The sequence below is a fragment of the Actinoplanes sp. NPDC051346 genome, assembly GCF_040682215.1.
In the GTDB taxonomy this organism is placed as follows: Bacteria; Actinomycetota; Actinomycetes; order Mycobacteriales; family Micromonosporaceae; genus Actinoplanes.
In genome coordinates, this window is the sequence record NZ_JBFBAJ010000007.1 from 55,470 (window position 1) to 81,903 (window position 26,434).

The window sequence follows — 26,434 nt, forward strand, 5'->3', positions numbered from 1 at the left end:
GAGGCCACTGATCGTCGAGGATACCGGACGGCCCGAGCCCCCGGCAAAGAGGTTCCCCTCCGCGCGCCGCGCCGGCCTCGCAGTCCTTCATCCGGTGAAACCGGCGCGCCCAGGATAGGCTGCCACGGCATGGAGGAGAACCAGCCGCCCTCGCGCCACGCGCGGACGTCTCGGCCCGCGTTCAGCACGCCTGAGCAGGACGAGTCCTCCACGCCGCCTGCCCACAAACCCCGCAAATCGCCGCCCTCGGTGACCTTTCGGCCGCCGGCTGCCGACAAACCCCAAGATTCTTCAGGTACGGGCGCACGACCCCCAGAAGCAGACGCGCCTCCTAGCCCCCAGGGTCCAACCCCATCCCGGTCCCGCCCAGCCGGCCAGCAGCCCGGGGCCACCCGCAAACGCACCCCGGCCAAGAAGGCACCCGCCAAGAAGCCGGCCCCCGCCCCGGCCGACCCGACAGTGACGAAGGCCACTCCCGCAGCGAAGGCGCCCACAAAGAAGGTCGCCGCCGCCCGGGAAACGCCACCGCGCAAGGCAGTAGCCCAGGAAGCCGCGCCGCTCGCAGCTGACGCCCAGAAGGCGACGCCGAGCAAAGCCGGAAACCAGGGGACGCCCGACGCCCAGAAGTCGACACCACGCCAGGCCGCTGACGCAGGCACCGCCAACACCCCAGGGGCGGCACCACGCAAGGCAGCTAACGCGCCGGCCGCCACGGCTGAGGGGACGGCACCACGCCAAGCCGCTGACGCAGGCACCGCCAACGCTCAGAAGGCGGCACCACGCCAGCCCGCTAACGCGCCGGCCGCCACCGTTGAGGGGGCGGCACCACGCAAGGCCGGCAACGAACGCGCCGCACCGCTCAGCGCCGCCGATGCTCAGCGGGCAGCAACGCGCAAGGGCACAGATGCGCAGGCTGCCAACACGCAGGAGGCGGCGCCGCGCAAGGCGGGAGCCGAGAGAGCTGCCAACACTCAGGAGGCGCTACCAAGCAAGGCCGTTGACGCACGCGCTGCCAACGCTCAGGAGACCGCACCGAGCATCGACGAAAGCGCCGCACCCAGCAAAGCGGCCGGCGCCCAGGCGGCAGTGCCAGTCAAGGCCGGCGCCGAGGACACCGCACCGCGTAAGACGGGCACCGCCAAGAAGGCCGCGCCCGCCAAGCGGTCCGGCGCCAAGAAGGCCGCACCGGTCAAGCGGGCTGTGAAGGCAGCGGCGTCCGAGGTCGTACCGGCCCTCGTCGAGCCGGACATGACTACGGTCCCGGACGAGCCCACTCCGTCGGCCGAGGAGCAGGCCGCGTCGACGACGCGCGCCGCGTCGCGGGAGGTGGCCGGGGGGACAACCCCGGCTGCCGAGCCCCCGGCTACGGCCCCGGGGCAGCCGGGGGCTGTCGCCCCCGTGGGATCGACCTTCTCGCCGCGGCCGACAGAAGCGACGGACAGTGAGTCCGTCAGGCGCGCGGGCGACCATCCGCCAACCGCCACCCGAAATGTCCAGTCCGAGGTGTCCCAGCAGGTGGAGCAGCAGGCGACAACCAAGCGGGCCGGGCAGAAGGCCGCAGAAACTCGATCAGCGGAACCGACCGAGCAGCCGGCAGGACAGAACCGACCGGCAACACCGCAGACTGAGCAAGCAACCCGGCGGGCCGAGCCCGCGACCCCTCGAACCGAGCAACCAAGCCGGCAAGCCGAACCCGCGACACCACGAACCGAGCAGGCAACCCGGCAAGCCGAGCCCGCGACGCTGCGGACCGAGGCGTGGACGCGGCTCCTGGCCGACCCCGGTCACTCCCCCGAGTTGCTCGCGCTCGCCGCCGTACAGACGATCGGTCCGCGCGCCGCGGAGTGGGCGCGGCGTACCCGGGAGGCTTACCCCGCGGCGACCCCCGACGGGGTTGCCCGCCTCGCTGTCGCTCAGTTCACCCGGTTCGGCAGCGTGAACAGCATCTTCGCCGCCGTGGCCGGCACGTACGCCCCGGTGGCCCTGCTCGGGGCCGCGGCCCTGACCCACGCCGAGCTGACCTTGCATGTGGCCGCCGCGTACGGAATCGATCCGACCGACCCGGAGCGGGCCGTGGATCTGCTGGTGATCGCGCGGGTGCATCCGGATCGGGAAGACGCCGAAGCGGCTCTGGCTTCGGCGCGGGAGCACAGCCATGAGGGCACCGGCCTGAGCGCCGCCGCTTGGCGGTTGGGTCGGATGATCGCCGCCCAGGCCGGCGGCTGGGCGGCGTTGCGCGCCGTGAGTCGGCTCTTCCCCGGCACCAGCCTTCTCGCCGCGGTGCTGACCAGCCGCGCGGCCGCCAGCACCATCGGCACTCGCGCGATCCTCTTCTACCGGACCGTGGTCGCTCGCTGACAGCACAACGCAACACGCCAACGCCGGCCCCTCGCTGACAGCACAGCACACCAACGCCGGTCGCCCACCGACAGCACAGCACACCAACGCCGGTCCCTAGCTGATAGCACAACGCCAGCGCCGGTCCTAGCTGCGAGCACAGCACGCCAGCGCCGGTCGCTCGCCCGCTGACAGCACAGCACACCGGCGTCCTCGGGCCGTGGACACCGGTGTGCTCGGTAACCGATCCGAAGCCGCCCCGCCGCCACAACGGCGGGTGGACAAGCCACGGACAATCCCAGGGTCGGCATTCGCAAGGCCGCCGACAACCAGTCCATAGTCCGGAATCGATTCCGATTGCCTTTCTCGCCGGGCCGCAGATCCCGGCAAGGGCCGCTGAAGCCGGCGAGCCGCCCGGGGAAGCCCTCAACGAGTGGGCCATTGGCCAGACAGCCAACCAGGCTGACCAAAATCCCCCCGCACGCGCGCGGGGGGCGCCGAAGATGCTGGTTGTAAAGGGGCCGATGGCGGGCCCCCTCACGCGCGCGGGCCGCCGGGGCACCTACCGAGTGGGTTTCGGTGGGTCCCCCCGCATGCGCGGCGCCGTCGAGGCCCAGGTCGTTCAGCTGCGCGCCTACCTATCCCCCGCGTGCGCAAGGCCCCGCCACCCTGCCGACACCTCAAGCAGCCAGCCGGAAGCCATACCGACAGTGAAATGAAAAGGAACCGACGGATGGCCTAACCCATACGGGTGAGCTCAACCCAAGGCACATGCGGACCTTTCGGGGCAAGCGACGCGCCGACTGTCGGCAATTGTGCGGTCTAAGTCGCACTTCGGGTGCGATGCGTTACCTTTCGCGCTGCCCACCCTATGGGCATGGGAGACCTCGCACGTTTGCTCAAGGAGAGCTGGAGCCTCGTCGAGGAGCATCAGGACAAGGTCGCCGGCTATTTCTATGCGCGCATCTTCCTGTCGCACCCGAATCTGCGGGACCTGTTCCCGGTCCACATGGATGTTCAGCGTGCGCGCCTGCTCGGGGCCATCGTCACGGCGGTGCAGACGCTCGAGGATCCGGAGAAGTTCGACGACTACCTGCGGGCCCTGGGCCGTGATCACCGGAAGTTCCACGTGGAACCGGAGCACTACGAGGTCGTCGGAGGCGCGTTGATCGAGGCCATGCGGCATTTCGCTGGCGAGCAGTGGGGCGTCGAGTACGACCAGGCGTGGGCCGACGCGTACGCGGTCATCGCCTCCAAGATGCTGGCCGGCGCGGAAGCCGACACCAATCCGGCCTACTGGCACGCCGAGGTCATCTCCCACGAGCGCCGCGGCAATGACATCGCCGTCTTCACGGTGATGCCGTTGCAGCCGCTGGAGTTTCGCGCGGGCCAGTACCTCAGCCTGGAGTGTCCGCGCTTCCAGCCTCGACTGTGGCGCACCTATTCACCCGCCAACGCGCCTCGGCGCGACAACACCCTGGAGTTCCACGTACGCGCGATCGGCGCCGGCTGGGTTTCCAGCGCCCTGGTCCGCCGGCTCGAGGTCGGCGACATGATCCGGCTCGCCGCGCCGATGGGCTCCATGAATCTGGATCGGCGCTCGACCCGGGACGCCGTGTTCGTAGCCGGCGGCACCGGACTGGCTCCGATCAAGTCCCTGCTCGAGGAACTCACCCGCTATAACCGCACCCGCTGGGTACACGTCTTCTTCGGCGCCCGCAACCGCGACGACCTCTATGACCTGGCCGAGCTGAACCGCCTGGCCGCACGCTATCCGTGGCTCTCGGTGGTCACCGCGTGCAGCGAGGACCCCACCTTCCCCGGCGAGCAGGGCAACATCTCCGACGTCGTCGGACGGTACGGCCCCTGGAATGAGCACGACTTCTTCGTCTCCGGCTCGGGCCCGATGGTCAAATCGACCCTGAAAACCCTTGCCGAGCTGCAGGTTCCCTCGATCCGCATCAGGTACGACAGCTTCTCGGACGCATAGACCTAATAGCTCCACGGCCGGCCGCTCTGGCCGTACTCCTCCACTGGCACCAGCGTCGCGTCCGCGGCCATCCGGTCCACGTACAGCCGGCCCTCCAGATGATCTATCTCGTGGCTGACCAGCCGGGCCATCGCCCGGTCGAAGGAGGTGATCACCCGCGTACCGTCGTATCGGGCGTGCTCCACATCGACCCGCAGCGGACGGACGACCAGGCCTCGGTAGTCAAAGAAGGACAAGCACCCTTCGTACTGCTCGTCGGCATCGCCGGATTCGTCGACGACGCGGGGGTTCAGCAGGATCATGGGCTCGGCGCCACGCTCGGCGGGACGCACCACGGCGGCGGCGACGGGCACGCCGATCTGTGGTGCGGCCAGTCCCACCCCCTTACTGAAGTCGTGGACCGCCTCGAGCCGGTCCAAGGTCGCCCGCAGTGCGGCGATCGCCTCGCGGGCATCCGCCGCCTCGCGAGGTAGCTGGAAGTGGCGGGCACGCTGGCGCAACAGGTCCGCGCCGCGCTGCACGATGCCTAGTCCGCGCATCCGCTGACTCGCTCTCAGCTCGTGGCTGTTCTGTTCCCCCCGTGACTGTTCTCCCCGGGACTGCTCAACCCGGGACTGCTCAACCCGGGACTGCTCAACCCGGGACTGCTCAACCCGGGACTGCTCAACCCGGGACTGCTCAACCCGGGACTGCTCAACCCGAGACTGCTCAACCCGAGACTGGTCAGCCCGAGACTGGTCAGCCCGAGACTGTCCGTCAGCGTGGGTCCGCACGAGACCACGAGCCGCAGGCATCCGAGCCGACCCATTCGCCGCCGCCAACTGACCCGAGACAGGAGGCGCCGTCACGACCTGACTCGGAACGTGCGGCGTCACCGCCGGAGCAACACCGTTCCCGGTCGAAACCTGCGCCCCATCGCAAAGCGACGAAGCGCGCGCCCTCTCCTGAGCCACCGAAGCCCGCGCCCCGCCAGAAGCGGACTGAGCAGCCGAAGCCCGCGCCCCGTCGTAAGAGGGAGACTGAATGGACAACCCGCGCAGGCCGTCGTGAACGGACGACGACGGCACCGCACCTCGCGCAAACGGCACCTCGCCGCCCACGCCGGCACCCTCCCCTCCCCCAGGCGCCGACTGCCCCCGGAACCGCCACTCCAGCCGATACCGTGCGTTGAGCAGCGGCGCATCGGTCGACCACTCGAAAACGGCACGCTCGGCGTCGTTGTGACGTTCGAGTGGCGTACGCACGGGCACCTCAGCGGCCAGGGACGTCTCCACCCCCCACACCTGTGGCTCGAACTCGACCGGGAAGTCCAGCCGTACCGTGAGATTGCGCGTAGGTAGACGCACGGCCCGCTGGAACCACTGCCCCCATTTCTCCTCGCCGACCGTGTAGGCGTAATCGATCGTTGTCCGCTCGCCCGGGTAGAGGGGGAACTGGCCGTGGTCGTTGGCGAAGAGCAGCCAGACCTCCTTGGCCGCGTCCCGGTCAAGCTTGAGCCGCCAGTGCATCGGTTCGGCCGCGTCGCCCTCGCCGGCGACGGCCCTCAGGTCCATCTCTTCGAAGCTGAGGGGGTGCTGTCGGTGGTGCTGGTTGGAGCCGGCCGGGTCGTGCGGGTAGCGGTCCACCGCGATCTTGACCAGGTATCGGGTGACCGGCTCGACGCCGGCGTTGTAGAGGGCGCGGCGGATCCGGCAGCGGTACGCCCCTGTCGTGTACGTGAGCTCGGCGATCTCCTGCTCGACGATGAGTCCGGTGCCGGGGGGCATCCACTGGACGGGTACCGGAGGGTCGCGGTGCAGGGCCGCGCCGCGGGCGTGACGCAGTTCGTCGTACTCCTGGAATCTTTGCCAGATCGCGCCACCCGCGGCCAGGACCGCCTCCGCGCGGCGGGCGAAGTCCTCGGTGGGTTTGTGTCGGCGTCCTTCGACGTGGCTGACGTAGGAGGGGTCGAAGCCCATCCGGGCGGCGAGCTGCTTCTTTGTCATCCCGCGTTCGACCCGCCATTGCGCAAGCGCCGAGACGAACTGGTCGGCGGCCCTCTCGACTGGCGAGGTGGTCATCACGGATGTCCCCTTTGCGACAGGAATTTCAGTGTCCACGTCTTCCGGTGTCCGCATGGGGCTAGTAGCGCGTTGCCGACAGATGCCTTGACGAAACCGGCAACGTCACAACGCTCCGTTAGGTCACCCTCGCTAGGGGTATTCGTCCGAACAACACCTGTCTGTGACCCACGAACCTGGGTGCCTCGAGGCATGGTTAGGCTAGCCTTAACCGGGTACGGTGGGATCTTCTGACGGGCAGCAACGGGCGAGGTGACAGCGGTGATCCAGCAGATGCTCTGCTACCACCGGACTGGCGGCCGCCCGTGACCACCGCCGTCGACCGTGCGCTAGCTGGGAGTCCCCTCGCGCCGGTCACCGCCACTCTGCAGGCGATGTTCGGCACCTCCACGGAGCTACCGGGCCTGGCTCCCGATCTGCTCGTGAGCGACCCGACCGGCTGGCGGCCCGCCGCCGAGCTGACCGGCCACGCCCTGGACACCATGCTGGATTCCGCCCGGCAGCGCTGGCAGGCCCAGCCGCACGCGGCCGCCGCCCTGGCGTGGAAGGCGTACACCTACTGGTTGGCGCTGCCGGCGGTGCTGGGCTGGGCCTCGGCCCGGCGGGTGCCGCTGCTGACCGGCGCCGACGTGCTGATGCACTTCGACGATCCCCGCCCGCTGGTGACGCTGGGACTGCACCAGGACATCACGGTGGCGGTGCTGCCCTCGGACCCGCTGGCCCTGAGCGGCCCCCCGCGGGTGCGAGTGGTCCCGACCGAGGCGGCCCTGCTCGAGGAGCTGCGCCGCTCACTGTTGGACGAGCACCTGACTCCCCTGCTCGACGCCATCCACGCCAAGGTCCGGCTGGGTAAGCGCACGCTGCTGGGCTCGCTGGCCTCCGGGATCGCCTACGCGGTCCTGCGCGCGACGGATGTCCTGCCGGGCTCGTCGGCGGAGAACATCGGCACCCTGCTCGACACGCTCGGCGTCGAGGATCTCATCGAGCTGGTGCCGGGTCACGCGGGACGGCTGGACGTGCAGCGCAAGACCTGCTGCCTGGCGTTCACCCTGCCCCAGCCCAAGGTCTGCATGGGCTGCTGCATCCAGCAGCACTGAAGGCAGCTCAGCCCGGCATCAGACCAGCGAGCGAAGATCAGCCCGCGGAGGCGGCTCAGCCGAGCATCGCCTTGGGGTCGTCCACGAGATTACGAACGTCCCAGACCCATGCGCCCCCGGTCCAGGTGGGCTGGAAGCCGAGCAGCTGCGTCATGGCGCGCAACATCTCGATGTCGCGCTCCTGAGGCGTGAGCACGATCGCCCCGGCCTTCCAGAAGCGCAGGTCGGCCAGCGTCATTTCGCGGCGGGTCGCCGTGATCTCCGGGGTCGGGTTGCCCTGCTTGATGGAGCTCATCAGGCCGCTCGTCGGCCGCCACGGCGGCGCGAACAACGCCGTGCGGTCCGTCGGGTCGAGCGGATTCTGGTTGGGCAGCAGGGCGTACGCGCTGGCGATTCGCATGTCATGCCCGGTGTACGCGCTCCACCGCAGCGGATCGGTATAGCTGGGTTCCGTCAGCGGAAGCGACACCAACGTGTGGTTGTCGTCGATGTACTGCCGCCAGGCGCCCGATGTGACGAACTCCGGCACCGGCTCCATGTGGGCGGTCCGCAGCGGGGTCGGCGCCAGCGGCACCAGGGCCATCGCGACCGCGGTGATCATGGCGGCCCGGACCGGACCGCGGGCCGAGGGCTGCGCCTTCATCAGGTCCGAGGCCTTCTGGCAGCCGAGCGCTAGCACGATGGCGATCATCGGGGCGATCGCCATGGCCCAGCGGGTGGGCACGGCCGAGTTCAGGATCGGCACGCTGTGCAGCATGGCCCAGAGACCGGGGACCTCGGTGGGTACGCCGTTGAGCTGGATGCGCGGGCCGAGGGACATCGCGCCGAAGAAGAGGGCGATGCCGGCCAGGCTGACCACCGCGACGCTGCGACGCATCCACGCCACCAGGCCGAAGAAGAGGATGACCAGGCCCCAGCCGAAGAACGAGTTCTCCTCGGCGGCGTTCTGCGCGAGCTTGGAGGCGGTCAGACTGTTGCCGGCGATGGAGCGCTGCGCGTACGCGGTGAAGGAGCCGAGGTCGGCGCCGAAGGACCGGATGAGCTCGGAGAGGCCCTGGTAGCTCTGCGGTCCGAAGAACTGGACCCTGAGCGGGTATGCCAGCACGGCCAGCGTCACGGCGGCCGTGACACCGAGCCCGCGCAGGAACGGGATCACCTCGGTCCGGCGCCGCCGGGCGAGGGCCATGACCGCGCAGAAGATGCCCAGGCCGACCGCCGTCATGAAGAGGATCTCGAGGTTGATGAACGCCTGCCAGACCAGCAGGCCCGAGAGGATCATTCCGTTGCGTACGGCGCGGCCGGGCGCGCGCAGCGCCAAGGTGCGCCAGATGATCAGCGGCACCAGGAACTGCGAGACGATGTTGGGGTGCCCGCCGGCGTGCGAGATCATGCTCGGCGCGAAGGCGGCGAACAGGGCGCCGACCCAGGCGGCCAGCCGCGAGGTCACGAACTGGCGCGAGAGCACGAGATACCACGAGATGCCGGTGAACGCCAAGGCCAGCGTGAGAAACGCGTTGAACGCCACATGCGGACCGAACAGCACAGTGACAGGCGTCATCGGCAGGGAAACGGCCAGCACCGAGGTGTTGGCCATCATGTTCACCCCATCGGGGTAATTCATGCGATCCGAGAAGAACGGATAAACGCCATCCGTGACTACCCGGGCACCGTGCGCCAGCATCCACTCAAAGAATGCGTGATCTTGTGGATCATCGCGCAACTCATGATCAAGATTGAGCCACAACGAAGATGTGATGAAGAGCGCTACCCCAATGAAGGTGGTAATCGCGAGCACATCTCGCCTAGTGAGAGAGCGCCACCAACGCGGTCGCGGTGCGACCTCGGGCTCCGCCTCGATCACGTTCTGATCTGCGGGTATGACTGCGATCGGCGCGGCGGCGACCTCTGTTTCGAGGAGGATCAGCTCCGCATCCAGGTCGTCGGCGGCGACCCCGGGATCCGGCGGCAGAACGTTCCCGCCGGGCGAGTGGCCTGTCGAGTCAATACCCGTAATCGTCATAGCATCGGCGAGCCTAACGGAGCTTGGTAACGGTGTTGTGACGGCGGACCCAGGCGTGACGCACCCGATATGCGCCCGCGTTTTACCTATCCTTGACCTGGGTGGTGCATGATGGGCAACGGCCCCGGGCACCCCCGTGGCTACATCTCAATCAGGCAAAAATAGAGCGGTCCACCCCCCGCTCAACTTTCGGTTGCGCGCAGCGGATGCTTAACTCTTCCGGTCCCGCTGTCAGCTCGGATCGGCAAGACGAGGGAACCTTACTTATGGCAGACATCACTGGAGACCAGAGGATCCAGTCCGAAGTGCTCGAGGGCCTCGCCATGGCCGTGAACCACCGTCGTTGGTTCGTCGAGCTGGCTCTCCCCTACCTGGGCGAGAACCCTATCGAGATCGGCAGCGGTCTCGGCGACTACGCCCTGGAGTGGGCGGAGCACGTCCCCCGCTTCACCGCCACCGAGGCGGACCCGGACCGGCTGGTGCAACTCAAGGAGCGCCTGGCCGACCACACCAACATCGACGTGCGGCAGATGCTGCTCCCAGCGTCCGACGCCGCGGGTGAATACAGCGCCGCCGTGTCCTACAACGTGCTCGAGCACATCGAGGACCACGTCGGGGCGCTGCGCAGCATGGCGGAGCTGGTCCGCCCGGGCGGCCGGGTCATCCTGATCGTCCCGGCGTTCATGTTCGCGATGAGCCAGGTCGACATCGCGACCGGCCACATCCGTCGCTACACCAAGAAGACGATGCGGGCCGCGATGACCGAGGCGGGCCTGACCATCGAGAAGCTGCACTACGCGAACGCGCTGGGCCTCATCGGCTACTACACCGCGACGAGCATCTTCAAGCTGGCCCCGAAGGAGGGGCCGATGGTGAAGATCTACGACAGCGTCGTGCTGCCGGTCACCAAGGCCGCCGAGAGCATCGTCCGGCCGCCGTTCGGCCAGTCGGTCTTCGTCGTGGCGAAGGTCCCCGGCTGACCTCAGGCGTCACCACAGCAACACGAGAAGCCCGCCGGGTCCTGCGACCCCGCGGGCTTCTTGATGTGTACGGCGTCAGCCGGCGACCCCAAACGTCGGGCGGAGGGTCCCGCGCGCCAGCGTGTGGAACGCGAGGTTGAAGCCCACGTACGCCGGCGTCGCGTCCTCGCCCACCTCGAGTCGATCGACGTCTATTGCGTGCACCGCGAAGACGTACCGGTGGGGCCGATCCCCCGGCGGGGGGGCCGCGCCGCCGTAACCCGTCTCGCCGTAGTCGTTGCGGATGGAGAACGCCCCGTCGGGCAGCGGGTCGACGCCGCGCGGCAACTCGGTCACCGAGACCGGCAGGTTGACCGCCACCCAGTGCCAGAACCCGCTGCCGGTGGGTGCGTCAGGGTCGAAGCAGGTCACCACGAAACCGCGGGTCTCGGTCGGAAAACCCGACCAGGAGAGCTGCGGTGAGAGGTTCTTGCCTCCGACGCTGGGATGTGCGTACAGCTCGTCGAGCGGCTGCCCGTCGGCGACGTCCGAGCTGGCGACCGCGAAGGAAGGAACCTGCGGGAGGATGTCGTACGGATCCGGTGCTTCGGCGCGCTCCAAGCTCATGCTCGATCGTCCTTCCGACTGCGGATGGGTTCACACTGCCCGAACGACCTCAAGGTATCCGAGTGACGTGTCGCACAGCTTTCGGTTCTGTCACTCACGCTGTCACCCGCCGCGGGAAAACGCACAGCTAGTGCGCGGTCGCGGGGTTGACGCGGGCGATAGTTGTGTCAGACATCCGACCGGGTTCGAGCGGCAGAGATCCCCGTGCCCGGTGGTGATCGGTCGTCGAGCGCAGCCGGTGGCCAGCAAGTCGGCACCTGTCCACAGGACAGGTGCCGACTGCTGTGTAGGGCCGAACCGCCATCCTGGTCCCGAAGCCGGTGAGACCATCGGATCGTGCGTGCACCACTACCGGAGGACGAGGCGAGGCACCCGACCGCGTTGCGGGACTCCCTGATACTCGACGCCGGTCCCGAACCCGACTTCGACGACATCGCCCTGCTCGCCTCCGAGATCTGTGGTACGCCGATGGCCCTGGTGACGCTGATCGACGGCGATCGGCACTGGTGCGCCCAGGTCGGCATCGACTCTGCCCACCTGCGCCGCGACATCACCTACTGCACTCAGGTCGTACGCGGTCAGGAGCTGTTCGAAGGTCCCCACGCCGGTGCCGACGGCCTCCGGTTCTATGCGGGAGCCCCGGTGGTGCTGGACGGAACGCACCCGGCGGGCACCGTGTGCGTCATCGACAACGAGCTCCGCGAGCTGAACCCCTCCCACCGGCGGGCGCTGCGCAGCCTCGCCCGGCACGCGTCGGTGCAGTTGGAACTGCGCCGCTACGCCCGGCACGCCGGCGAGATCTCCGATCGGCTACGCCAGCTCGACCGGATGAAGGATTCGTTCCTGTCCAGCGTCAGCCACGAGCTGCGTACCCCGCTCTCGTCGATCCGCGGATATCTGGAGATGCTGCTCGAGGACGACCTCGACGCGGAGACGTCACAGCGCTTCCTCGCGATCATGCAGCGCAACTCGGACCGGTTGCTGCGCCTGATAGACGACCTGCTCACGGTGGCGCGGCTCAGCGACGAGGGCCTGAAGCTGGACATCGCCGAGGTGGACCTGGCCGAGATCGCCCACCAGGTCACCTCCTCCTGCCGCCCGCTCGCCGAGCATCGGGAGGTGAAGTTGCGCGACCGCACGTCGAGCCCGGTACCCGCCCTAGGCGACGCGAAGCGCCTGCAGCAGGCCCTGAACCATCTGGTGGTGAACGCGATCAAGTTCACCGCTGCCGGGGGCGAGATCTCGGTGACCAGCACCTCCGGCGCGGAGCCCGAGCTGGTGATCACCGATACCGGAGTGGGCATACCGCCGGACGAGCTACCGCACGTCTTCGACCGCTTCTTCCGCAGCGCGACGGCGGACACGATGGCCACTCCCGGGCCGGGCCTCGGCCTCGCCATCGTCCGCTCGATCATCGATGCCCACCACGGCAGCATCCACGTGGACAGCGAACCCGGCATCGGGACGACAGTGCGGCTGACGCTGCCCAAGCCCTGACGCCGGCGTCAGGTGCGGGTCTCGTCGAGCCCGAACATCGGCAGGCAGGGCTTCAGTCCGGTGATCTCCACCGCCGTCGTGCGCGCCGCCGACCAGCGCGGCCGGTCCAGGATGAGCCGGCGACCGCGGACCCGCCGGCCCCGGACCGCGTGCCACGCGTCGCCGTCGTCGACGTAACCGAGCTTGCGGGAGACGCCGTACGAGGCGGCGTTGTCCTCGAACGCCTCCGAGGTGGCCGCCTCCGCGCCGAGCCCGGCGAACGCCAGGTCGAGCACGGCGGCGCGCATCTCCGTACCGAATCCGCGGCCCTGGTATTCGCGGCCGAGCCACGATCCGGTGCCCACCACCCGTACGGTGGCGAAGTCCTTGGCGCCGATGTCCTGCGTACCGATGATCTGCCCGTCGGCGACCGCCACCAGCTGCAGCGACCAGTCGGTGGGCGACCACCGCGCCCACTGGCTCCACGCCCACTGGATCACGCTGCGGGCCCGCTGCTCGCTGGTGGCGTCGGTCCAGGGCGTCACGAAGGGCATCACCGCGGGGTCGTGCACCCCCGCCGCCGCCACGTCGGCGAGTTGGGCGAGATCGTCGAGGTCCGGCAGGCGCAGTTCGAGCCGGGGCGTCGTCAGCGCCAGCCCGAACAGTGGCCAGTGGTCGGCAATCATGCCCACGATTCTCACGGTCCGGGCCGGAATCGGACGACCGATTTAGAACCGCTCGATGTGCAGCCCCGCGTAGAGCCGGCGATATACCACCCCGGTCCGCCGGTTTCCGGCGTCGATCATCATTCCGCGGCCCATGTACACACCCACATGACCGGCTCCGACAACCAGATCGCCGGGGCGCGCCGCCGCGCGCGAGACAATGCGTGCGCGGGCTGCCTGACCGCCCGAGGAGTGCGGCAACCGCAAGCCGGCCTCAGCGTACGCACGCTTCGTGAAGCCGGAGCAGTCGAACGTGTGCGGGCCCTCGCCGCCGCGGGAGTAGCGCTTGCCGACCTGGGACCGTGCGAAGGCGACGACCGACGCCATCCGCGCGCGCGAGCCCAGGGCGCGCTGCCGGCCGGTCGCTGCCCGCTGGAGCGCGCGAGGCCGGACGGTGGCACGTGGGGTGACAGCGCGCCGGTTGGCGGCACGCGGGGCGACGGCACGCTGGGCGGCGGCGCGCGGGGTGGTGGCACGCGGGGTGGTGGCACGCTGGGCGGCGGCGCGCTGGGTGACAGCGCGGTGGGCCGCCACGGCCCGGCGCTGAACGGCGACGCGGCGCTCGGCCACGGCCCGGAGCTGAGCTGCCGCGCGCTCGACGTTGAGGCGGCGTTCCGCCTCGGCCATGCGCTGGGCTATGTCCGTCATCTCCGCGAAGGGGCTGGGCTCGTCGTCACTCCGTACCGTCGGGAATTGGCCGCGGACCGCGGACCGCGAGGCCGCCCGGTCGCGCTGCCTAGCCTCTAGGAACGGCGTGAGTTCGGCGGCGGCGGCCGCGATCGGGGTGAGGAAATTCTGTGCTTCAGCAGGCGCGGCGGGTTCGAGCGCCGGTGCGCTCACGGCCAGCGCCAGGGCGCCGGCGGCCAGCACACGGCCGGTGGACGGACGGGACAGCAGAGCCTCCGAACTCGGCCCGAGGCACTCACGCGAATCCCATTTCAAGGCGCGGCGGAAGGTCCGCCGTGCCGGTGTCAGCCGTTTGACCGGCGACAATGGGAACCCGGGCATTATTGGTAATCCGCCGACCATGCCAACACACATTCGACCCGGTGATAGGTAAAACAGGAAAAATTCCATCATCCGTACGCGCCTTAGCGGCCGTCTCCGCCGGACCCTTAGGGCTCAATTCCACCTGCCGTCACCTGTGCTTCCCGCCTTCACCCCGCCGTCCTGGCCGGGCCGACATTTGTCCACCTTGACTGTGCCCACAACATCGATCATCGGCGATACTCGGCGTCATGGCGATCTCACTCCTCGACGACATCCGCGCGCTGACTCCGACCATCCGCAAGCTGGCACCCCAGATCGAACAGGACCGGGCCGTCCCCACAGCACTCATCGAGCAGCTCGCCGACCTCGGCGTTTTCAAGCTCGCGGCGCCGAAGGAGCACGGCGGTCTCGAGGCGGAACCGGGCCTGCTCGTGGACGTCCTCGAGGAACTGGGACGGGCCGACGGATCGACGGGCTGGTGCGCGATGGTCGGCGCCGCGACCGGGATGGCGATGGCATACCTGCCTGCCGCCACGGCGGCGGACCTGTTGCGCGACCCCCGACTTCTCATCGCCGGCGTTGCCGCACCGATGGGCCGGGCGACTCCGGTCCAGGATGGATACCGGGTGAGCGGGCGGTGGTCGTTCGCGAGCGCCTGCCAGCACGCGACCCTGCTGGTCGGCGGCATGCTCACGCCCAAGGGCCCACGCCTGGCCGTGTTCGACCCCGCGCAGCTGACCATCCACGACACGTGGGAGGTCGCCGGTCTGCGCGGGACCGGCAGTCACGACTTCTCGGCCGACGACGTGTTCGTGCCCGCCGACCGTACGTTCTCCCTGGCCGAACCGCCGCGCCAGACCGGCCCGCTGTACGCCTTGCCGGCCCTGTCACTGCTGGCCCTCGGCATCGGAGCGGTGGCCTTGGGCATCGCACGCGCCTCCATCGAGGAATTCGGCGAGCTGGCCCGGAGCAAGCGCAACCCGCTCACCGGCGAGACGATCGCGGCGAAGCCCGCCGTACGGGTCGCCATCGCGGAGGCGACGGCGCTGCACGGGGCCGGGCTCGCATACCTGCGGCACTCGTTCACCGACGACGGGGCGGGCGCGGACGTCCGGCGTCGGGCGGCGCTGCGGCTCGCGATTTCCACCGCGACCCGCAACGCGGCGCGAGCGGTCGACCTGGTCTACAACGCCGCCGGCGGAGGCGCCGTGTACGACACCAGCCCACTGCAACGGCACTTCCGGGACGTCCACGTCGCTACCCAGCACGCCATGGTCTCCGGCGACGTGACCGAAATGGCCGGCGCTGTCCTTCTCGGCCTCACCGACCCGGCGGCGCTCGCCCGGCTGTGAAGGCTCAGCTCGGGTAGGGACTCTTCGCGCGGGCATCGCGCAACGCGTGTGCCCACCAGACGAGCCCCTCGAGCATCCGCCCGGCGGCGGCGCTGCTCTCCGGATCCAAGGGACGACCGTCCACATCAAAGCAGCGCCGCCCCCCGTGGAAGCTCACGGTGTCGCGGACTGTGGTCGCGTGGAGCTCGGCGAGGACGGGCCGGAGGTGTTCCACCGCGCGCAGGCCACCCGACAACCCGCCATATGAGACGAAGGCGACGGCCTTGGCCCGCCACTCGGCGTTGTGTGCGTCGATCAGGGCCTTGAGCGGGGCCGGGTAGCTGTGGTTGTACTCCGGGGTGACGACGACAAAGGCATCGGCCAGCCCCAGCTGCTTCGTGACGGTTTCGCTGCCGAAATCCGCCGCGTCGACGATCTCGGCTTCGAGGTCGGGACGCGGGCCGATCTCGGCGGCTACCCACGCGGCCACCGTCGGACCGAATCGGCCCTCCCTGGCACTACCGACGATGACTGCGATGCGGAGTGGCGTGTTATCCATGCCGGGACGCTAAAACTTGCACCGCGGTTGAAGTCAATCTTCCCGGCACCAGCGCACACGACGCCCCCGGCGACGGTGCAGCCGGATGGCGGCGTTGTCTGGGGCGCCGATCGTCCGCACCCGAGCCCGGTCAGCGGCGCCCGCATTGCGGCCCGGCTGCTGCACTGCGGCCCGGCTGCTGCACTGCGGCCCGGCTGCTGCACTGCGGCCCGGCTGCTGCACTGCGGCCCGGCTGCTGCACTGCGGCCCGGCTGCACTATGGCCCCGGCTGCACTACGGCCCCGGCTGCACTGTCCAATGGCTGCACTGTCGACTGGCCGTTGGAGGATGAGCGGCCGGTCCGACTGGGTTCGGCCGGCTCACCATTCGGACGAACCGGACTCAGTGGTCTTTTGCCCTGGCCTCGACCGGGGACCACGGAGCTGCCAAACTTCGGGCATAAGCCGCTTTTAGGTCGAAAGGTCGATCGCCGATGCGTCGCACGCCCTCCCTGTTCCTCGCCCTGCTGACCGCGGCGACAGCATTTATCGCCACGCCAGGGATGCCCGCGCAGGCCGCCCCCGCTGCGGTGAAGATGACCTTCAACGCCGCCCCCGAGCCGGTGGTCAAGGGCAGGACCGTGACCCTGACCGGGCGCGTCTGGGTGGGCGCCACCGGCAACCGGAGCCGGGTCAGCTTCTACTTCCGCAAGGCCGGCACCGCCGCGAACGCGTACGTCTACAAAGGCTTCGCGACCGCGACCAACGCGGGGAACTTCACCCGCCGCTTCACCGCCGAGACCACGGGCACGTGGAAGGCGGTCTTCGCCGGCACGGCCGCCCGCAGGAACGCCGCCCGGCTCGACGCGGTGCGGGTGATCCAGACCCGGTCCAAGGAGATCGCCAACTGGCACGGCACGGCGACGCCCTGGAAGAGCCGGACGATCAAGGTGCCGACCGTGGACTACAAGGCCATCGCCTCCTGGAACTGCGCCAACCCGGACTTCCCCTTCCTCTACCTGACGTGGGAAGGCCGGACCAGCGGCTACGAGTACGTCGGGTCGGAGAGGCAGTCGGGGTCGCTCACGCTGAACGGCCACGAGGGCGGTCGGCTCGGCTTCTTCGAGATCAGCAGCGCCTCCGGCTGCTCCTGGACGCTGCGCGTCTTCTCCGGCACCACCACCGTCCAGGTCTGAAACGCCGGTCCGTGGCAGGCGGCGGCCCGGTGTGCCGTCGCCGCCGCAGATCATGGGATCAGGACAATTTTGCCGAGGTGATCACTGGCCTCCATCAGGCGATGCGCCTCGGCAGCCTCGCTCATCGCGACCGTACGGTCGATGATCGGGCGGATCGACCCCGCGTCGACCAGGGGCCACACCTGGTCACGAACCCCCCGGACGATGCGCGACTTGTCCTTGACGGAACGGGCACGCAGCGTCGTCGCCGCGATGGAGCCGCGCTTCGCCATCAACGCCCCAAAGTCGAGCTCACCCTTGCGACCGCCCTGCAAGCCGATGGTCACGATGTGACCCCCACTGGCAAGCGCGGCAATATTCCGAGACAGATACTTCGCACCGATAATGTCGAGAATCACGTCGGCGCCGTGCCCCTCGGTGAAGTCGCGGGTCGCCTCGACGAAATCGGTGCTCGGATAGTCGACGGCGAGATCAGCGCCGAGCGCCAGCAGCCGCTCATGCTTCGACTCCCGGGCGGTCACGATGACCGTGGCTCCCAGCGCCTTGCCCAACTGGATCGCGAACGTGCCGATGCCCCCACCGCCGCCGTGCACGAGCAGCGTCTGCCCCTTACGCAACCGGGCCACATCGACCACATTGGACCAGACCGTGCAGGCGACCTCCGGCAACGCCGCGGCCTCCTGCACAGACAGGCCCTTCGGAACCGGCAGCAGCTGACCAGCCGGCACCACGACCCGCTCGGCGTAACCGCCACCGGCCAGCAGGGCACAGACCCGCTCGCCCACATGGTGCCCGCCCACCTCCGCCCCGACCGCGACAATCACACCGGCACACTCAAGCCCCGGATAAGGCGCGGCGCCCGGAGGCGGCGGATAGTGGCCCTGCCTCTGCATCACATCGGCACGGTTGACCGCCGCGGCCATGACCTCGACGACGACTTCACCCGGGCCAGGCTCGGGATCCGGAACCTCGGCCCAGACGAGCGCCTCGGGCCCACCGGGCCTCTCGATCACGATGGCGTGCATGCCTGACAGCTTGCCCGAGAGGTCCGACAAGAAACCGGACCGGTGCCGGCCACGCCGGGGCGCCGGGCGTTCCCGGTATCCATTCGGCCGTCCGCACGGCGATCTGGCAGACTGAGTGCCGTTATCGCCAGGAGGGCTCGCCTAGTGGCCGATGGCGCCGGTCTTGAAAACCGGTGAGGCGTTACGCGTCTCCGTGGGTTCGAATCCCACGCCCTCCGCTCCGAGCACGAGAAAGGCCCCTCTGACCAGCGCGAACGCTCGTCAGAGGGGCCCCTCGCCTACCGGTGTCGATCTCACTCAGTCCCACAAGATCTCGCTCGGGCTGACACCCCTGCCCAAATACGGCCCAAAGTTTGGTGACCGGGTCAGGCTGCGTCGCCCTGGTCGTCGACGTCGCCGAGCGCCTCCTCAATCCGCCGTCGCGCTGCCTCGTCCTGCCCCTCGATGCACTTCGCGTAGACCTTCAGCAGCACGTGCACGCTGTGCCCCGCCCACTCTGCAACCTGGGTCGCTGGCACCCCCGCGTTGAGCCAGAGCGACACGGCAGCGTGCCGCAGTTGGTACGGCACCTTGCCGAGCGGGGTGCGGTGCTGTTCCGGGGTCAACGCGTCCTTTCGAGCCGCCCGCCAGACCCGTGCGTAGGTCTCCTTCGAGACCGAGCCACGCCCGTAGCCCTGGGCGACGAATAGCCGGCCGTCCGGGGCGTGACCGTGGGCTGCGATATGCCACCGGAGGGCACGAACCAGGATTGGTGGCGCGGGCACCGGCCTGGTCGCTGTCTTCGCGCGGTGTTTCAGCTCCCGGTCCTCACGGACTGAGCCGCCGTCGTCTCCCCAGTCCTGCCCAACGTATTGCGTCGACCCCGTCAACCGAAGCGTGCCCCATCCCGACTCGGGCAACTCGCACTCGTCGACGCGTAGGTGTAGAGCCTCAGCCGGGCGCAACGCGGCGTAGTACATACAGGCGAAGAACGCCACGAGCTTCGGAGCCCGGTCGTGCACGGCCGACAGCAGAACGATGGCCTGTTCGGGATTGACGACCGATCGGCGGTCCACCTCATCAGTGGACTTCGGCGCTATCCATTGGACGTGATCCATCGGGTGTGAGGTCAACAGGCGAAGCTCAACGGCGTACCGGAGCGCGCCGTAGAAGACGCCGCGTTTGCGAGCGACCGTCGTCGCGGCAGCGGCATTTCCATTGATGCGCAGCGCCAACACATCGAGCGCCTTCCGCACCAAAGCCGCGTCGGTCAACTCCGTGAGCTTAACGGTGTTACTGGTCAACCACCGCACCGTGGAAGCAATGTCGTCCGGCGGCGGACCCGCATCCCGCCGCGTCTTGTTGAAGGACCAGGAATACAACGCACGACGGATCTCCTCATCGGACGGCGCTCCCCGGTCAGTCGAGAGCAACGCTACGGTGACGTTGGCGAGCGCTTCCGCGATGCTCTTTCGGTGCTTGGCTGCCGATCGAGCCCACTTCATATCCACGAATGCAACCGCGTGCTCATACCACGTACGGCTGTTCAGCTCTCGGGCCATTGGCTCGGGCAGGCCCGTCACCTCGTCGAAGATGACCCCCTCCCGTTGGGCGGTGATCAGCTTCGAGCGGAAGCTCTCCGCGAGCGCCTTAGTCTGGAAGCTGTCGCCGCGCCGCTTGCCCGCCACAACCCATCGCACCCGATAGGTGCTGCGCGGCTTGCCGGTCTTCGGATTCCTGCCCTCGTGTTCCTCGATGCTCTGAATTCGAACGTCGTATGTGCTCATGCGGCCTGTGGCTCCTCATAGCTCGACAGCCAGGTCTCGAAGTCGGTGCAGCGGATACGAATTTGACGATTGGGCATCTTGTAGTGGCGGGGTGCGTGGCCGAGTGCCTTCCAACGAAAGAACGTTGACCTGGCCACGTCCATCTCTTCAAGGAATTCGTCCAGGGTCAGAAAGGTGCGTGCCATCGGGTCCGGCCTCCCTTGGCGGGGGTATTGCGGGGCTGTGAGTGTTACCGTGACGGACTTTCAGCGCTTTGGTGTCCTCAGTCGAGGGTGGAGGCTTCCGATTGGGAGGCGGGCTCCTGCCGGGCCGCTGAGAGCGCCGTAGAGCCACGATCCGGAAAAGGGATAGGCCAAAGCCTCTATGTGGCTCTGAGCGGGTCGGTTCGTCGGCGGCTGCGGGGGTGCAGGCCGCCGGTCGGGGCGTGCCAGAACTGCCAGAACTGCCAGAACCTCTCGGGTTCGGGGGTTGTGGCGGTTGTGGCAGTTCTGGCAGGGCCATCACGCCGACCGCCGGATGGTGTCGATGGCGTGCACGGTCGCGGCGGGCCGATGAACCTCGGGATGCACGAGATAGCTCGGCGACGGCGGCCGTCCCCCGACGCGTTTCGGCGCGGGCGGGTCGAGCTGCCGCAGGTAGCCGTGTGCTTCGAGCACAGACAGCGGCGGGTCGAAGTCGGCGGCGGTGGGAAGCTGCGACGACTTGAGCGCCCGGAACACCTCGCGTTTGGTAAACGCGCTCGATCCGGTGCGTTCGATCCACGCCAGGATCGCCCGAGCATTGCGGGTGGACTGGTCGGCGCCCATGTCGTCGAACGCGGCTAGGGCGTGAGCGGCGTAGTAGTCGCCGATCATCGCGGCGCGTTCGAGAGTGTCGGCGGTGATGGGCATGCCCCATCCGTCGCGCAGATGTTCGGCGAGGTGCAGGAGCCCGGCAACGCGGACGACGGCGCCGGTGTATTTCGAGCCCCAGTCAACGATGTGCGCCCATGCCCCGCCGGGGGCGAGCCTCGGTTCCACGGCGCGTTCGATGTCGAGGACCAGGTCGTTGGCGTCGGGGGTGAGCGGCAGGACGGCGGGGTCGGTCCACTCAGCGAGGGTGAGGACCAGGGCGTGCAGGTTGGCGGTGTAGTCGGCGGCCACCTGATCGGGGATCGGGTCGGCGCCGACCTTGCGGCGGCCGACGGTGTTTTCCGGCAGGGCGTACAGGATGCGGGCGAGTAGGCCGAGGCCTCGGAAGCCGGGCATGTTCGCGATGTCGCGCAGGATCTCCGGCTGCACGGCGAGGCCCATGGTCAGTGAGGGCTTGTCGACGTGCTCGGCGTCACGCGAACGGCGGTCGACGCGCATCATGTCCCCGGCGTGGCCCTTGAGGAAGACCTCAAGGTTCGGGGTGCCGGAGTACCGCCCGGCAATGGTGGCGAAGATCCCGCCCTCAGGCGACAGGACAGCGAGGCGCCCGCCCTGCTCCGCGAGCAGGGATTGCGCTTTCTCGCTGGTGACGTCGTCGGCTACCAACTGCGGTTTGGCCGGCACGGTGATGGCCTCGGCGCTCATCGCGGCGGCGGTCGCCTCCGCGATCAGCGTGTCCCGCCCCGACCCGTCGGCGTTCGCGGCCGCGAGGGCGGCTTTCTCGGCGGCTTTGGTGGCGACCTTGGCCGACAGGTCGGCCTCGATGATCGCGGGTGCGGTCCGCTCGATCAGGGCTTTCTCGGCAAGCATGATCGGGGCGATCATCGCGGCGAACACGGCAGACTTGCGCGAGCCCGGCGGTAGGACGACGACGGTGTAGAGGTTGGTGGGTTCGCGCCAGGAGCCGCGTACCTCGACCTCGGCGCGTCCCCCGGCGGCCGTGGACAGGCAGGCCAGGGCGAGGCTCCCGGCGAGGTCGATCGGGGTCTGGGTGAACTCGGCGACGGCGAACACCTGCTCAGCCAGCCAGCCGGGGAACAACTCGGCCGGAAAGGCGGGAAGGTGGCGGCCTCGGCCGAGCGGGATTAGCGGCGACCACCCGCCCGGGGTGTCGGCGTCGTCCAGCAGCGCCCGCCCGGTCGCGACAACTTCGGCCGGGTCGGCGCCGGAGGCGGCGAGGGTGGCGAGTTGGGTGCCGAGGTCGGCGACCTTGCGCCGCTTCGCTAGCTCGGCGACGCGGGCGGCGTAGTGCCCGGCGTTCGCCGCGCTGGGGACTTCGGCGGTGAGGGTGTGCAGGTAGGGTGCCCCGCCCACCCTGCCGAGGTCCCCCGTTTCGGCGAGGTGGGCGGTGACGGTGATCGGGTCGGTCGGGATGGTGGCGGCGTGCATGATGCACATCGCTTCCCACAGCACCGCGTGCGACGGCCGGTAGAAGTCGCCCGGGGCGAGAGCGGCGGCGAGGTCGGCCATCAGGTGTGGGGCGAGCAGGGCGGCACCGATGACGGCCTGCTCGGCGGCCAGGTCGTACGCGGCGGCGTGGGTCACGGTCTACTCCTTCACAACTCGGCAGGACGGGCGGGGTCAGGCGACGCGGCGGCCGAGGGCAGGACGGGCGGTGTCGTCGGCGACGCCGGGCCGCACAGCGAGGGCGGACAGCAGCCGACCGAGGCCGGACAGCAGCGCTTCGAGTTGCCAGCGGGCGCCGGTTTCGGTGCTGTGCAAGGGAATCCGGGCGCGGATCTCGGCGTGTTCGCGGCCGTCGGCGGCCCGGACGCGGGTGATGACGGCGCGGCCCGCGCCGGGCAGGTCGGCGATCATCTCGGTGGAGCGGTGCTCGCCGAGGTTGCAGCGGTGGTCGCGGGCGCACCACGCGGTGTGCTCGTTCGGCGTCCGGCGATGCTGGGCCATGATGCGGCGGCTCACTTGCTGCCGCCCTTGTCGTGCATCTCGCGCAGTGTGTTGATGATGACGCGGCCGATGCGCAGGGTGCGGCCGCTGCCGTCGCAGCGGCGGCAGAGACCGAACGCGCGGCCGAACGGGCTGCGGCGTTTGCCGGTGCCTTTGCAGCGGCGGCAGGCGCCGAACGGCCAGAGCCAGCAGCCGAGGAAGTAACCGACTGTGATGATCACGGTGGTCAGGGCGAGGATGGCGTAGATCGTGCTGGGGTCGGTGCCGGTGGGGGTAGCGGTAGCGGCGTACGGGACCACGAGAAGGCCTCCTGGGGCGGTTTTTGGGGCGCAGAGGGGTGCTGGCGCTACCCGCTACCGGCGTGGGTAGTAGCTGGCCAGGGTGGTAGCGGGGAGGGGTAGCGGCGGCGCTACCGGTAGCAGCGCCGCCGCTACCCGTCAGGCGGTCTTGCGGCCCTTCATCGCGGTGTCGATGTCGGTGAGGCGGCAGCCGCGGTTGACGGTGCCGCGCACCTTGACGCTCACGCTCGGTACGTGCTCGCGGAGCAGGGCCGAGGTGGCTTCGGCGGTGAGGTCGGCGTAGTGCTCGGGCAGATTCCCGGCCAGTCGCTCGGCGACGGTCGACCACCACAGTCCGGTCTCCCCGGCGACGAACACGCTGCGGACGTCGGCGAGGCTGTCCCGCACAGCGCGGGCGATCTTCTCTCCGGCGGCTTCGCCGGTGAGCAGGCCGAGGCGTTCCCGATGTTCCCGGGCCGCTTGCAGGATCTTCTCGGCGTCGCCGGCGTCGGCCAGGTACGACCGGACGATCGGGGTGTCATCCGAGGCCCCGTAGAGGATGCCGACGCCCCGGTACTGGGAGCCGGAAGGCAGCGACGACGCGTCGAAACCCTCGGAGTAGGCGTCGGAGCCGAGCACGGCCATGGACACGTCCCGGTTGCCGCACTTGAGGCCGAAGCGCACGGTGTGGTTGTCCCGGAAGCGGTTGAACAGCCGGGAGACGTCGCCGGCGCCGATGCCGGACGGCTTCTGGGTGCAGGAGATCAGGATGACTCCGGCCGACGGGCCGACGGCCATGATGAACGCCAGCAGCGAGGCGATCTCCTTGTTGACGGCCTGGTCGTCGGTCTCGAAGTAGGTCTGGAACTCCTCCATGACCAGCACCCACACGCGGAGCTGCGGGTACTTGCGGGACAGCTCGCGGGTGAGCTTGCCGTCGGGGCACTCCGACGTGGGGAGGGTGGACAGGAACTCGTTCGCGTCCTCGATGTGCTTCTTGATTTCCCGCAACGCGTCCAGCAGGTGGGTGATCGGGTCGTGGTCGCGGGCGTTGGGCACGGTGCCGAAGATGATGCGGTGCGCGACCAGGCGGAACTTGTCCCAGTCGGGCGACAGCTTCCCGTCGACCACCGTGAGGCGCACGTAGGGGTCGAGGGCGGCGAACAGGGCGACCATGCGGGCGAAGTACGTCTTGCCCTTGCGCGGCTGCGCCCCGATCAGAACGGAAATCCACAGCAGCAGTAGGCCGACCTTGTTGCCGCGCTCGTCCAGGCCGAGCGGGACGTCGGTCCAGATGTCACGGGGCTTGCCGTCGAGCAGCGGGGTGCGCCCGGCCGCCACGGCGAGGGGGTCGCGGTCGGCGACGAACAGCAGATGCCGGCGGTGCGAGGACGGGTCGCGGGTGAGGAACACCTGGTTGACGGACACGTCCAGGCCTGAGGCGATGGCGCCCTTGGCGTTGAGGACTTGTTCCCAGGTCTTGCCATACGGCAGGTCGATGATGACTTGGGAGCCGGTGTCGGAGCGGTCGCGGGCCATCGTGCCGCCGAACGCGACTTGCTGGCCGGGCTTGTCCGGGTGTCCCAAGTTCGCGGCGTAGTAGGCGCGCAGCACGATGTCGGGGTTGATGCGCCGGAACCGTCCGGTTACCACGGCCGAGGTCACGATCGGCCGGTCGCTCGGGCGACCCATGCGGGCGAGTCCCGCCACGGCCAGGACCCCGATCAAGCAGAGTGCCCACCATGGCGCGGTGGTCCACAGGATCGGGGCGCCGATGGCGAGGGTGGTGGCTTCGCCGGCTAGGACGCAGAACCGCCAGGCGCGGGTGGCTTTCACCTCGCGGTGCAGCTTGTGCCAGGCTTGCCAGTCCTTGTCGTCGGCGGCTTTCTGCCGCAGTCCGGTCTGTTCGGTGACCCACCACCAACTGAGCTGGCGGCCGATCAGTTTGAACACCCCGACGGTGCCCCAGAACCCTGCCTGAAGGGCGTACCACGGGGCGCGCAGGCCGTGGAATCCCGCGTGGTAGGCGGCCAGGCCGCAGCCGTACTTGATGGTGGACTTGATCGCGCCGAGGGTGGACAGGCCGAGCGGAACGATCGGCTGACGGCCCTTGTCGTCGGCCGCCGGCGGGTCGACCGGCATCCCACCGGGCTGCGGCTCCTCATCGATCGCCGCGTCGAAGTGCGTGTCGGTGGCGGTGTCGTCGGGGCGGGTGCGGCGGGTGCGGGCGGCGGCCAGGTCCACGACGTCCGCCGGGGCGCTCGGGTCGGCTTCAGCGGCGCGCCAGTCGACGTGGTCCGGGTCCGGGGTGGGGTTGTTCATGATGTCTGTCCTCCGGTCTCAGGCGGCGATCACGAGCGCGGCGACGAACAGGAACAGGTAGTGAAAGGACTGATCCAGCGCGTAGGCGCCGGTGCCGATGCACGGCTTGTCGTCCCGGCCCGGGCGGGGTTTTCCGAGGGCGTAGAAGGCGTCCAGGCGGGCAAGGCGGGCCAGCGCTGCCAGGGGTGTGCGCCGGTCGGCGAGGTAGTGCGTGACCGCTGAGACGGTCAGTCCGGCGGCGGCCTGCGAAGGGCTCACCGGCAGGTCGAGCACGATCCGCACGGCGTACAGCGCGATGCCCGCGGTCGTCGTGTAGGTGGCCACGTGAGCGGCGCAGGCCAGCCGTCCGGCAAGGCCCGGGTCGCCCTTGTGCAGGGCTTGGTGGTCGGTCTGGATCCAGTGGTCGGCAACCTGGTGCGCGACGAACAGGGCGACGAAGACGGCGGCGAAGACGGCGAGGCGGGCGGTGGTGTCTGGCAACATCAGGGGTCTCTCCCGTGAGCTTGTAGCGATGCGGGCTTGCGGGGTGGAGACCGGCGGCACGGCATCGGTTGTCGAGGCCAGGGGCCGTGCCGCCGGGCGGATCAGGGCTTACAGGCGGGCCAGGTGGCGCCGATCTGGCAGGCGTCGTACACCTCGCGCGACACCCATCCCTTGTCGGTCTTGCCGCTGGTTTCGCGGATGGTGACCGAGTGGCGGCGGCACTTGTCGGCGTTACGCACCGAGCACTTCCACCGGTTGTGGTCGATCACCACGCCGGCCGCTCCGGACGAACCAGGCTCGGCGCGGCACGCGGTCAGCGCGGGCAGGACCAGCAGCGCAGCGGCGGCGACTGGAGCAAGCAACTTGGCTTTCATCGGGGTGCCTCTCCTTAGGTGG

At 69.3% G+C, this 26,434-nt stretch carries 22 protein-coding genes and 1 tRNA gene; 8 read left to right on the top strand and 15 right to left on the bottom strand.

The annotated features are described in order from the left end of the window. The first annotated feature begins 129 nt into the window (after positions 1-129). Both AB0M36_RS18640 and AB0M36_RS18645 read left to right on the top strand, forming a co-directional pair. Entirely contained in the window at positions 130-2,358 is a 2,229-nt protein-coding gene (locus AB0M36_RS18640; RefSeq protein ID WP_364158932.1) for a hypothetical protein, read from the top strand. 856 nt (positions 2,359-3,214) lie between these two features. Beyond that, positions 3,215-4,327, top strand: a complete 1,113-nt coding sequence (locus AB0M36_RS18645; protein WP_364158935.1) for a globin domain-containing protein — start codon at positions 3,215-3,217, stop codon at positions 4,325-4,327. Positions 4,328-4,329: 2 nt separating this feature from the next. On the opposite strand, the gene AB0M36_RS18650 is transcribed toward AB0M36_RS18645, so the two are convergent. Next, the gene (locus AB0M36_RS18650) at positions 4,330-6,387 is read right to left on the bottom strand and encodes a peptide deformylase (RefSeq protein WP_364158938.1); all 2,058 of its coding nucleotides are present in this window, start codon (positions 6,385-6,387) and stop codon (positions 4,330-4,332) included. A 374-nt stretch (positions 6,388-6,761) separates the two neighbouring features. Between AB0M36_RS18650 and AB0M36_RS18655 the strand changes: the two genes are divergently transcribed. Beyond that, positions 6,762-7,484: a hypothetical protein gene (locus tag AB0M36_RS18655; RefSeq protein WP_364158941.1), complete on the top strand. Its 723-nt coding sequence runs from the start codon at positions 6,762-6,764 to the stop codon at positions 7,482-7,484. A 55-nt stretch (positions 7,485-7,539) separates the two neighbouring features. Here the strand turns inward: AB0M36_RS18655 and AB0M36_RS18660 are convergent, their stop codons facing one another. Beyond that, positions 7,540-9,105: a hypothetical protein gene (locus AB0M36_RS18660; protein ID WP_364158944.1), complete on the bottom strand. Its 1,566-nt coding sequence runs from the start codon at positions 9,103-9,105 to the stop codon at positions 7,540-7,542. Positions 9,106-9,770: 665 nt separating this feature from the next. Between AB0M36_RS18660 and AB0M36_RS18665 the strand changes: the two genes are divergently transcribed. After that, on the top strand, positions 9,771-10,484 hold the full coding sequence (locus AB0M36_RS18665) for a class I SAM-dependent methyltransferase (protein WP_364158947.1): 714 nt from the start codon (positions 9,771-9,773) through the stop codon (positions 10,482-10,484). A 75-nt stretch (positions 10,485-10,559) separates the two neighbouring features. Here AB0M36_RS18665 and AB0M36_RS18670 read toward each other — a convergent pair whose 3' ends face one another. Further along, entirely contained in the window at positions 10,560-11,090 is a 531-nt protein-coding gene (locus AB0M36_RS18670) for a YbhB/YbcL family Raf kinase inhibitor-like protein (protein ID WP_364158950.1), read from the bottom strand. Between the two features lie 336 nt (positions 11,091-11,426). Here AB0M36_RS18670 and AB0M36_RS18675 point away from each other — a divergent pair, with 336 nt between their 5' ends. Continuing rightward, complete coding sequence (locus tag AB0M36_RS18675; RefSeq protein WP_364158953.1) at positions 11,427-12,587, top strand: ATP-binding protein; 1,161 nt, start codon at positions 11,427-11,429, stop codon at positions 12,585-12,587. 8 nt (positions 12,588-12,595) lie between these two features. Here AB0M36_RS18675 and AB0M36_RS18680 read toward each other — a convergent pair whose 3' ends face one another. Next, positions 12,596-13,252, bottom strand: coding sequence for a GNAT family protein (locus AB0M36_RS18680; RefSeq protein WP_364158956.1), 657 nt, complete (start codon positions 13,250-13,252; stop codon positions 12,596-12,598). 42 nt (positions 13,253-13,294) lie between these two features. Continuing rightward, the gene (locus AB0M36_RS18685; RefSeq protein WP_364158959.1) at positions 13,295-14,371 is read right to left on the bottom strand and encodes an NlpC/P60 family protein; all 1,077 of its coding nucleotides are present in this window, start codon (positions 14,369-14,371) and stop codon (positions 13,295-13,297) included. Between the two features lie 158 nt (positions 14,372-14,529). Here AB0M36_RS18685 and AB0M36_RS18690 point away from each other — a divergent pair, with 158 nt between their 5' ends. Next, complete coding sequence (locus tag AB0M36_RS18690; protein ID WP_364158962.1) at positions 14,530-15,633, top strand: acyl-CoA dehydrogenase family protein; 1,104 nt, start codon at positions 14,530-14,532, stop codon at positions 15,631-15,633. A gap of 4 nt (positions 15,634-15,637) precedes the next feature. Here AB0M36_RS18690 and AB0M36_RS18695 read toward each other — a convergent pair whose 3' ends face one another. Then, positions 15,638-16,171 carry an NAD(P)H-dependent oxidoreductase gene (locus AB0M36_RS18695; protein ID WP_364158965.1) on the bottom strand — a complete coding sequence of 178 codons (534 nt, stop codon included), beginning with the start codon at positions 16,169-16,171 and terminating at the stop codon, positions 15,638-15,640. A gap of 472 nt (positions 16,172-16,643) precedes the next feature. Between AB0M36_RS18695 and AB0M36_RS18700 the strand changes: the two genes are divergently transcribed. After that, complete coding sequence (locus AB0M36_RS18700) at positions 16,644-17,345, top strand: hypothetical protein (protein ID WP_364158968.1); 702 nt, start codon at positions 16,644-16,646, stop codon at positions 17,343-17,345. A gap of 50 nt (positions 17,346-17,395) precedes the next feature. Here AB0M36_RS18700 and AB0M36_RS18705 read toward each other — a convergent pair whose 3' ends face one another. Continuing rightward, positions 17,396-18,370, bottom strand: coding sequence for an NAD(P)H-quinone oxidoreductase (locus AB0M36_RS18705; RefSeq protein ID WP_364158971.1), 975 nt, complete (start codon positions 18,368-18,370; stop codon positions 17,396-17,398). 130 nt (positions 18,371-18,500) lie between these two features. Between AB0M36_RS18705 and AB0M36_RS18710 the strand changes: the two genes are divergently transcribed. Next, positions 18,501-18,588: transfer RNA gene (locus AB0M36_RS18710), tRNA-Ser, on the top strand. A 147-nt stretch (positions 18,589-18,735) separates the two neighbouring features. On the opposite strand, the gene AB0M36_RS18715 is transcribed toward AB0M36_RS18710, so the two are convergent. The 8 genes from AB0M36_RS18715 to AB0M36_RS18750 all read right to left on the bottom strand — a co-directional run bounded on the left by AB0M36_RS18715 (position 18,736) and on the right by AB0M36_RS18750 (position 26,412). Further along, complete coding sequence (locus AB0M36_RS18715) at positions 18,736-20,136, bottom strand: integrase (RefSeq protein WP_364158974.1); 1,401 nt, start codon at positions 20,134-20,136, stop codon at positions 18,736-18,738. Continuing rightward, positions 20,133-20,321, bottom strand: a complete 189-nt coding sequence (locus AB0M36_RS18720; RefSeq protein ID WP_364158977.1) for an excisionase — start codon at positions 20,319-20,321, stop codon at positions 20,133-20,135. The genes AB0M36_RS18715 and AB0M36_RS18720 overlap by 4 nt, the downstream gene beginning before the upstream one ends. A 315-nt stretch (positions 20,322-20,636) precedes the next feature. Continuing rightward, a complete protein-coding gene (locus AB0M36_RS18725; RefSeq protein WP_364158980.1) occupies positions 20,637-22,592 on the bottom strand; it encodes a DUF3987 domain-containing protein in 1,956 nt (651 codons plus the stop codon). Between the two features lie 36 nt (positions 22,593-22,628). Continuing rightward, positions 22,629-22,955, bottom strand: coding sequence for a hypothetical protein (locus AB0M36_RS18730; RefSeq protein WP_364159625.1), 327 nt, complete (start codon positions 22,953-22,955; stop codon positions 22,629-22,631). Between the two features lie 11 nt (positions 22,956-22,966). After that, positions 22,967-23,254: a hypothetical protein gene (locus AB0M36_RS18735; protein ID WP_364158983.1), complete on the bottom strand. Its 288-nt coding sequence runs from the start codon at positions 23,252-23,254 to the stop codon at positions 22,967-22,969. Between the two features lie 138 nt (positions 23,255-23,392). After that, positions 23,393-25,555 carry a cell division protein FtsK gene (locus tag AB0M36_RS18740; protein ID WP_364158986.1) on the bottom strand — a complete coding sequence of 721 codons (2,163 nt, stop codon included), beginning with the start codon at positions 25,553-25,555 and terminating at the stop codon, positions 23,393-23,395. Between the two features lie 18 nt (positions 25,556-25,573). Next, a complete protein-coding gene (locus tag AB0M36_RS18745; RefSeq protein WP_364158989.1) occupies positions 25,574-26,038 on the bottom strand; it encodes a DUF3307 domain-containing protein in 465 nt (154 codons plus the stop codon). Between the two features lie 101 nt (positions 26,039-26,139). Further along, complete coding sequence (locus AB0M36_RS18750; protein ID WP_364158992.1) at positions 26,140-26,412, bottom strand: hypothetical protein; 273 nt, start codon at positions 26,410-26,412, stop codon at positions 26,140-26,142. Positions 26,413-26,434 lie beyond the last annotated feature (22 nt).